The following is an 8,390-nucleotide window of genomic DNA, read 5'->3' as shown; positions in this document are numbered from 1 at the left end:
GGCTGCGGGAGCTTTCGCACCTTTGATATTTACTGTGCTAAATTGTTTAGTCTGCGAACAAATGTTTGCAAGCAGCCTGTTGCTGTGGTATAATGGGCTGGTATCTGAGTTACACTAAAAAGAGGAATCGTACAAGTGACGATGCAACGATGCACAAGAAAGGTTTACGGCCATGGCAAAGCAGTATATCAAGATTCGAGGTGCCAATGAGCACAATTTAAAAAATATATCCCTGGATATCCCAAGAAATGAACTGGTAGTTCTGACTGGATTAAGTGGTTCGGGCAAGTCTTCCCTGGCGTTTGATACCATCTATGCAGAAGGACAGCGGCGTTATATGGAGTCGTTGTCTTCCTACGCCAGACAGTTCCTGGGACAGATGGAAAAGCCGGATGTGGAAAGCATTGAGGGACTTTCTCCTGCCATCTCCATCGACCAGAAATCGACCAACCGCAACCCGCGTTCCACGGTGGGAACGGTGACGGAGATCTACGATTATATGCGTCTTCTGTATGCACGCATCGGTATTCCGCACTGTCCGAAGTGTGGACGTGAGATCAAAAAACAGACCATCGACCAGATGGTTGACCAGATCCTGCAGCTGCCGGAGCGCACGAAGATCCAGCTTCTGGCACCGGTGGTGCGCGGGCGCAAGGGGGAACACGTCAAGCTTTTGGAGCAGGCGCGCCGCAGCGGCTATGTGCGCGTGCGCATTGACGGGAATCTCTATGACCTTTCCGAGGAGATCAAGTTAGAAAAGAACATCAAACACAATATTGAGATCGTGGTAGACCGTCTGGTGGTGAAGGAGGGCATCGAAAAGCGTTTGACGGATTCCATCGAGACCGTTATGGGACTTTCGGATGGTCTCATGATCGTTGATGTGATCGACGGGGAGCCGATCAATTTCAGCATGAGCTTTGCCTGTCCGGACTGCGGCATCAGCATCGAAGAGGTGGAGCCGCGAAGCTTTTCCTTTAATAATCCGTTTGGCGCCTGCCCGGAGTGCTTCGGTCTCGGGTATAAGATGGAATTTGATGAGGACCTTATGATCCCGGATAAGTCCTTAAGCATTTCCAAAGGAGCCATTGTGGTGATGGGCTGGCAGTCCTGCACGGAAAAGAGCAGTTTTACCCATGCCATTTTGGATGCGCTGTGCAAGGAGTATCATTTTGATCTGGATACTCCGTTTGAAGATTACCCGAAGGAAATCCAGGATGTGATCCTGCATGGAACGAACGGGAAAGAGGTCAAAGTTTATTACAAGGGACAGCGCGGTGAGGGCATTTACCCGGTCGCATTCGAAGGTCTGATCCGCAATGTGGAGCGCCGCTATAAGGAAACCTTTTCCGAAGCATCGAAAGCGGAATACGAGACGTTTATGCGCATCACACCGTGTAAGGCCTGCAAGGGTCAGCGTTTAAAGCCGGGTTCCCTGGCGGTTACAGTTGGTGATCTGAATATTTATGAGGCAACGGAGCTGTCCATTACCCGCTTCCGTGCTTTTCTGGAGGATTTAAAGCTGACGCCGATGCAGGAGTCCATCGGTCATCAGATCTTAAAAGAGATCAAGGCGCGTCTGGATTTCTTGCTGAATGTCGGTCTGGAGTATCTGTCTCTCTCCCGGGCAACTGGTACGTTATCCGGTGGTGAGGCACAGCGGATCCGTCTGGCAACGCAGATTGGTTCCGGTCTGGTCGGAGTTGCCTACATTCTGGACGAGCCGAGTATCGGCCTGCATCAGCGCGACAACGACAAGCTTCTTGCGACCCTGACACATCTGCGCGACCTTGGAAATACCGTGCTTGTGGTCGAGCACGATGAAGATACCATGCGGGCAGCGGACTGTATTGTGGATATCGGACCGGGAGCGGGGGAACATGGTGGAGAAGTCGTGGCGGTTGGCACGGCAGAAGAAATCATGAAAAACGAAAAGTCTATCACAGGTGCGTACTTGAGCGGACGCATCCAGATCCCGGTTCCGAAGGAGCGCAGACAGCCGACCGGCTGGATCACAGTGCGCGGGGCAGCAGAGAACAACTTAAAAAATATCGATGTTTCCTTCCCACTTGGCATTATGACCTGCGTGACCGGTGTCTCCGGCTCGGGAAAAAGTTCCCTGGTCAACGAAATCCTTTATAAGGAACTGGCAAGAAAGCTGAACCGTGCGCGTACTATTCCGGGCAAATTTAAGAAGATCGAGGGATTGGAGCAGCTAGATAAGGTCATCAACATTGACCAGTCCCCGATCGGCCGTACTCCGCGTTCTAACCCGGCAACTTACACGGGCGTGTTTGATATGATCCGCGACCTGTTTGCGTCGACGCCGGATGCCAAGGCGAAGGGCTATAACAAAGGACGTTTCAGCTTTAATGTGAAGGGCGGTCGGTGTGAGGCCTGCAGCGGTGACGGCATCATCAAGATTGAGATGCATTTTTTGCCGGATGTCTATGTGCCGTGTGAAGTCTGTGGGGGCAAACGCTATAACCGCGAGACGCTGGAAGTGAAATATAAGGGAAAGAGCATTTACGATGTGCTGAACATGACGGTAGAAGAGGCTATGAAATTCTTTGAGAATGTGCCGTCGATCTACCGGAAGATTGCGACCTTGAATGACGTGGGACTTTCGTATATCCGTCTGGGACAGCCGTCAACCCAGCTTTCCGGCGGCGAGGCACAGCGGATCAAGCTGTCGACGGAGTTAAGCCGCCGTGGAACCGGAAAGACCGTTTATATTCTGGATGAGCCGACAACCGGTCTGCATTTTGCGGATGTCCACAAGCTGGTGGAGATCCTGCGTAGATTGTCGGATGGTGGTAATACGGTCATTGTCATTGAGCACAACCTGGATGTGATCAAAACAGCGGATTACCTGATCGATATTGGACCGGAGGGCGGCGAGCGCGGTGGAACTGTTATCGCGAAAGGAACGCCGGAGGAAGTCGCAGAAAGCCCGGTATCTTATACTGGAAAGTATGTGAAGCGGTATCTGAGTAGAAACTGATCATCATAGGTGTTTTTAGAAAAATCCGAATGTCATTACACGGTAACATATGGTGTAATGACATTCGGATTTTTTATGTTTATAAAGGATAGAGCTGTGGGATTAATTGTTTACGAATTAAATCAAGCATATCTTGAATTAAATTGACGTTATTGGGATTTTCAGCATAAAAGGCGTGAATGTTTTGAACGGGAGGTGTTGAATCCAAAGTACAAAAATAAACATCGTATCGAGATGCAATTTGTTCCCATCTGCAAATACTTTGAGAAATGAATGTAACGCCCATGCCATTGCTGGCAAGAAGCAGAGCAGCTTGAGGCGTACCATAGGTTATTAGATTTCCATATTTAAACTGATAGCGATTCATTTCTCGTTCTAAAAAATATGTGTAATTATTAATATTTTCGCCACAAACAAAAGGTGCACCGTCTAATATAGAAGAATCGATAAGGCAAGGATGTTCAATAGAGCATCCTTTGTATTTTTCTGGTGAAATAAGGCCAAGCGATTGAGGTATTACATAGATAAGATTTTCTTGGATTAAAAATTCATCTTGAATATTGTTATGCGTGTTTGAAAGGCTAAAAGTTCCGATCGCTAGAGTAGCAGGAAGATTGTCAATGTTTTTGTCATGTGTATTCAAAGCGTTGTTATTGATAGACAATTGTACGTCTGGATGAAGTTTTGCAAACGTGGGCAGTAAAAGGGGAAGCCAATAATGCCCACGTCCACTTCCGATGCTTAGACAGAAACGAGTTTTTGATAAAGATGATAATTGGTTTTGCATTTTGATCTGCAGTTGCCGGATATGGTTCATTTCTTGTATATAGAGATTTCCGGCAGCGGTCAGTCTGATCGGTGAATGTTTACGATCAAAAAGTTTCACACCTAATTCGCTTTCTAACTTATTTAATGCACTTGTTAATGCGGGCTGTGAAATATATAGTCTGGCTGCAGCTTTTGTTAAATTTTGTTCTTGAGCAACAGCTATGACATAATCTAATTTATCGAAAGACATAAAGCACACTCCTTGAATTATAAATATTTGTTTATAGTATTATTTATGGTAACATATTGGACAAAATGATGAATTACACAATATAATTATGTCATAAAGTATATGATGCTTTTGCAGCAAAGTCAATAAATGCAGAAATTGCATAAAAATTCTTGATATATGTCGACAAATATTTAAGAAAAAAGAAAAAAATATAAGGAGAATATTATTATGGGTGTTTCGAAAAAGTATGAATGGATGGGTTTGCCTTTACTGACATGGGTGGTGTTAGCTGGGATAACGGTATTAGGTATGTACTCAGGAAAAATGGGAACAGATTTTGGCTCTACAATATTTTGGCTTACAGTAATCGGAGCTATAATCATGGGAGTGGGCAATCAGCTTCCAATCGTAAAAGATTATTTAGGTGGTGGACCATTACTTTTATTATTACTTGGTTCTTTTGCAACATGGGCGAAATTAATACCGGAAGCTTATGTTGAAGCTGCAAATAACTGGATGTCTGGAATCAATTTTCAAGCTTTTTTTCTTACATTATTGATTGTAAGCGCAGTTATGGCTATTGAGCGAAAAATTTTGTTAAAATCTTTGGTCGGATATCTTCCGTGTATTTTAGGTGGCTTAGTAGGAGCTGCGATTATGGCGGCTGCAGCAGGCATGATTTGTTTCCATTTAAGTATCGGAGACATTTTGATGACTTATGTGATGCCTATAATGGGTGGTGGAAGTGCAGCAGGTGCTCTTCCAATGAGTAGCATTTATGAAGAGGTGACAGGAAAAGACAAGGATGTATATTACGGCATTGCGATGTCTGCATTGATGGTTGCTAATATTCTTTGCATTTTCTTTGCTGTTGGTTTGGATCTTTTAGGAAAGAAATTTCCAAAAATGACAGGAGATGGAAGTCAATTATTACGTAAAAAGAATGACAAAGATAGCATTGGAGATTCGGAGCAGGTTACATACAGTTTAGAAGATATGGGAAATGGAATGATGATCATGGCTGGGTGCTGGGTATTTGCCGGTCTTTGTTCCAAATGGTTTCTTCCTAAAATTTTTGGTGTATCGATTCATCAGTATGCATACTTGGTTATTATTGCGGTTGGATTAAATATTAGTGGTGTGTTGTCTGCAAAATTAAGAAAAGGAATTTGCAAAGTCTATGATGTAATGAAAGTTTGGCTGACACCGTCAGTATTTGCAGGAATGGCAATTTCTCTTCTGGATTTTCAGAGCTTTATCGATGCTATGTCAGTGAAAACACTGGTGCTTTCTGTTGCTATTATTGTAGGTTGTATTTTGGGAAGTGCGCTGATTGGTTATCTCGTGGGCTTTTATCCAATAGATGCCGCAATGACAGGAGGGTTATGCATGGCTAACATGGGAGGCAGTGGAGATATGCTGATTTTGGCTGCTGGAAACAGAATGGATCTTATGACTTACGCATCAATTTCCTCTAGAATTGGTGGAGCCATTGTACTTGCAATTTCGGGAGTTGTATTTGGTATGTTTGGCTGAATGGACATGCCGAGCTATGATTCATATAAACAATATGGTAAAAGGTTGGAGAAGCGATATGAAAATTGTAAATGTAAAAGTAATAAAATCAAACAGAGCTGTTTATTGTAAGATACTCACAGATGAAGGAATCACAGGTTTGGGGGAAAGTGGAGCATGGGGATTTTTGGATGCCAGTGCACAGGCAATAGAAACGTTTTCCCAGTATCTGATTGGAAAAGATCCGATGGATATTGAACATCTTTGGCAGTCCATGTATCGCTATTCGCATTTCCGTGGCGCAGCAATCATGGGTGCTTTGAGCGCGATAGATATTGCATTATGGGATATCAAGGGAAAATATTACAATGCGCCTATATGGCAGTTGCTTGGTGGAAAATGTAGAGACAAGGTGAGAGTATATGCACATGTGAATGGCTGTACGGTAGAAGAACAGGTCGAACATTGCTTAAAGGCAAAAGAAGAGGGATATACAGCAGTGGGACATATTAATCCGTTTTTGGATGAACCTTCGGATGTGCCATTTTCTGATGGAACTGCGGCAATGTTATATAAAGCAGAAGAGCGGGTAGGAAAAATACGAGAAGCAGTAGGAAAAGATATGGACATTTGTCTGGAATTGCATCGAAGACTGGAACCTGCTTTGGCTATTTCTTTGTCGGGTAAACTGGAACAATTTAACCCTATGTTTTTGGAAGATCCAATTAGACCAGATAATTTTGATGCAATGGCACAAGTGGCTTCTGCTTCTAGGATTCCCATTGCTACTGGAGAACGTATTCATAATATTTTTGAATTTCAAATGCTTTTGGAAAGAAGAGCATGCCATTATGTAAGAGCAAGCATTTGTTTATGTGGAGGTATTACGGGAGCTATGAAAATTGCGGCTGTGGCAGAATCTCATCATTGTAGTCTGGTGCCGCACAACCCGCTGAGTCCTGTTGCTACGAATGCAGAGTTACAGTTATGTGCAGCCATTGATAATTTGGCTATTGCAGAGTATCCATCACCAGATGTTCGTTCCACCCAAGATCAGTTTATGGGTAAGAAAAGTGGATTACGCATGCGTGATATGGTGAATCATGTACCAAATGTAAAAGACGGTTATGTTGAAATTCCAACAGAACCAGGATTGGGAATTGAACTGGTGCCAGATGTAGAGAAACTATTTCCTTTTCAGTCGCACAAAATTGCTACTAGAATGAGAATAGATGGTTCTGTGTGCGATCAATAAGATTTCAGTAACAAAAAGGTTCTCTTTTTACGAAATAACCGGTAAAAGAGAACCTTTTATTGTCGAAGCAGTTTATAATGAATTTGGTGTTATTTCAGAAAATAATTCTGCCTACCTTCCCGGAAAAAGTATTTCCGGTGCATACCAATGGACAGAAGCAGAGTGAGAAACTCTGCCATCGGTACAGCGAGCCAGGCACCGTTGATTCCAAGAAACTGCGGCAGGATCAGCAGGGAGATCGTGGTAAAGACCAGCGTTCTCGCAAAGGAAATGATTGCGGATACTCTTCCGTTGGACAGTGCGGTGAAAAATCCGGAGGAAAGGATATTAAACCCGCAGAACAGAAAGTTTATGGCAAACAGCCGGAAGCCGGTGACAGCCAGCTCATAGGTTTTCGGATCATCCGTGAAGATGGTGACAATGCCGGTGGAAAGGAAGATGGCTGCCGCAGTCATAAATGCGGAAACGATTGCAGTGAACCGGAAAGAAATATGGTAAATATTTTTCAGTTCCTTTCGGTTTTCAGCGCCGTACTGGAATCCGATCACTGGGCTGATGCCGATGGAGAATCCCAGATAAAAGGCCTGGAATAAAAACTGACCGTACAAAAGAATGGTGATGGCAGCAACTCCGTTCGGTCCGGCCAGGCGCATCAGGATGATGTTAAATAAAAGGGTGATCACGGCATTGGAAAACTGGGTGACCATTTCGGAAGAACCGTTGTAGCAGGCCTGTAGGAGTTCTTTTACACGGAAAGAAAAACGGGTCAGATGCAGTTCGTGTCTGGGTGACAGGAAAAAGACCAGTCCGATCACGGCAGGGATGGTCTGTCCCAGTCCGGTTGCCATGGCGGCTCCGCCGATTCCAAGCTGACACGGTACAATGAGAACATAATCCATAACGGCATTGACCAGTCCGGCCAGGATTGTGAGGATCAGCCCCATATGCGGAGCTCCGGCAGTAACCAGAAAACACTGGAACAGGGTCTGGAGCATACAGGCCGGGGAAAACAAAAGCAGGATCTTCAAGTAGGTTATGCTGTCAGCCAGAAGCAGGTCGTTTGCACCAAGCATCCGGCAGATCGGTTCTGGAAAGAGAACAGCGATCAAAGCGGCGAAAAAGCTGAATAACAGTCCGACTAAAAGAAACAGAGAGAGGCATTCCCGTGCCTCTCTTTTTTTGCCCTCGCCCAGATATTTGCTGATGACAGCTGTGCCGCCGGTTGCCAGCATGGTGCCGACAGCGATGACAACGCTAGCAGCAGGAAAGGCGATATTTAAGGAAGAAAGCGCATTGCTTCCGACAAAGCGGGATACGAAAATGCCGTCCACAATTGTGTAGAGGGACATAAACATCATCATGATAATAGATGGAAACGCAAATTTCAGCAGCGACCAGGGGCTGAAATGCTGATTAATGGATGTTGTCATTATAAAAACTCCTCGATATTCTGAAAATAGTCTTGAACATACAGGTGACTTTTGAGAGAATAAACCATAGGGTTACCCGATAGTCAATGGCCTTTCTGCCATTTACGAGGGCAGCGAACTCTGCGGCGGAAACTTCACCTTTATCAGCAGCGTTGCATCCGTATCCGGTGAGATCCGGAAAACGGC

6 protein-coding genes are annotated in these 8,390 nt (G+C 44.8%); 3 read left to right on the top strand and 3 right to left on the bottom strand.

Translation table 11 applies throughout. The features are described from left to right. The first annotated feature begins 172 nt into the window (after positions 1 to 172). Positions 173 to 3,004 carry an excinuclease ABC subunit UvrA gene (gene uvrA, locus DW922_RS16910; RefSeq protein ID WP_118727145.1) on the top strand — a complete coding sequence of 944 codons (2,832 nt, stop codon included), beginning with the start codon at positions 173 to 175 and terminating at the stop codon, positions 3,002 to 3,004. Between the two features lie 79 nt (positions 3,005 to 3,083). Here the strand turns inward: uvrA and DW922_RS16905 are convergent, their stop codons facing one another. Further along, positions 3,084 to 4,022 carry a LysR family transcriptional regulator gene (locus DW922_RS16905; RefSeq protein WP_118706994.1) on the bottom strand — a complete coding sequence of 313 codons (939 nt, stop codon included), beginning with the start codon at positions 4,020 to 4,022 and terminating at the stop codon, positions 3,084 to 3,086. Positions 4,023 to 4,232: 210 nt separating this feature from the next. Between DW922_RS16905 and DW922_RS16900 the strand changes: the two genes are divergently transcribed. Next, on the top strand, positions 4,233 to 5,540 hold the full coding sequence (locus tag DW922_RS16900) for a 2-hydroxycarboxylate transporter family protein (RefSeq protein ID WP_118543327.1): 1,308 nt from the start codon (positions 4,233 to 4,235) through the stop codon (positions 5,538 to 5,540). 58 nt (positions 5,541 to 5,598) lie between these two features. Beyond that, entirely contained in the window at positions 5,599 to 6,774 is a 1,176-nt protein-coding gene (locus DW922_RS16895; protein WP_118543326.1) for a mandelate racemase/muconate lactonizing enzyme family protein, read from the top strand. Positions 6,775 to 6,863: 89 nt separating this feature from the next. Here DW922_RS16895 and DW922_RS16890 read toward each other — a convergent pair whose 3' ends face one another. Both DW922_RS16890 and DW922_RS17840 read right to left on the bottom strand, forming a co-directional pair. Then, positions 6,864 to 8,204: an MATE family efflux transporter gene (locus DW922_RS16890; protein WP_118727144.1), complete on the bottom strand. Its 1,341-nt coding sequence runs from the start codon at positions 8,202 to 8,204 to the stop codon at positions 6,864 to 6,866. After that, positions 8,188 to 8,390: hypothetical protein (locus DW922_RS17840; RefSeq protein WP_207666310.1), on the bottom strand; the 203-nt coding region annotated here is incomplete at its 5' end. The genes DW922_RS16890 and DW922_RS17840, both read right to left, overlap by 17 nt.

The organism is Clostridium sp. AM42-4 (genome assembly GCF_003480105.1).
GTDB lineage: Bacteria > Bacillota > Clostridia > Lachnospirales > Lachnospiraceae > Brotaphodocola.
This window is presented reverse-complemented; position numbering and strand designations above follow the sequence as displayed.

What these genes read in the sequence shown, in the direction of transcription:
- DW922_RS16895 (WP_118543326.1), top strand. Translation starts at nt 5,599, where the DNA reads ATGAAAATTGTAAATGTAAAAGTAATAAAATCAAACAGAGCTGTTTAT.
- DW922_RS16900 (WP_118543327.1), top strand. Translation starts at nt 4,233, where the DNA reads ATGGGTGTTTCGAAAAAGTATGAATGGATGGGTTTGCCTTTACTGACA.
- uvrA (WP_118727145.1), top strand. Translation starts at nt 173, where the DNA reads ATGGCAAAGCAGTATATCAAGATTCGAGGTGCCAATGAGCACAATTTA.
- DW922_RS16905 (WP_118706994.1), bottom strand. Translation starts at nt 4,022, where the DNA reads ATGTCTTTCGATAAATTAGATTATGTCATAGCTGTTGCTCAAGAACAA.
- DW922_RS16890 (WP_118727144.1), bottom strand. Translation starts at nt 8,204, where the DNA reads ATGACAACATCCATTAATCAGCATTTCAGCCCCTGGTCGCTGCTGAAA.